Here is a 281-nt window from a genome sequence, read left to right as displayed (position 1 = left end):
CGGCGAGTTGCACCTTCGCATAGGGAGACTGCTTGCGGCGAACACCGCGCCGGAGTTGATTGACGATTATGTCTTCGAGATTGTCAGCCAGCTCAATCGGGGAGCCGCGCTGATCACGTCGACCGACGAGCGCGAGCAACTGGCCGAGTTCAATCTGCTGGCTGGCAAGCGCGCCGAGGCGTCGACGGCATACGCCTCGGCGCTCAACTACTTTGTCGCCGGCACGACGCTGCTGCCGGAAGACGCGTGGGAGCGCCAGCGCCAGCTGATCTTCGAGGCCT

At 64.1% G+C, this 281-nt stretch carries 1 protein-coding gene; it reads left to right on the top strand.

Annotated features, from left to right (window positions below):
* A partial coding sequence (locus AF337_RS39190; RefSeq protein ID WP_152971377.1) for a hypothetical protein occupies positions 1 to 281 on the top strand: 281 nt, incomplete at both ends.

Source organism: Rhizobium ecuadorense, from assembly GCF_001187535.1.
Lineage (GTDB): Bacteria > Pseudomonadota > Alphaproteobacteria > Rhizobiales > Rhizobiaceae > Rhizobium > Rhizobium ecuadorense.
The sequence above is the reverse complement of the archived record's forward strand: the minus strand, read 5'-3'. Positions and strand labels throughout refer to the sequence as shown.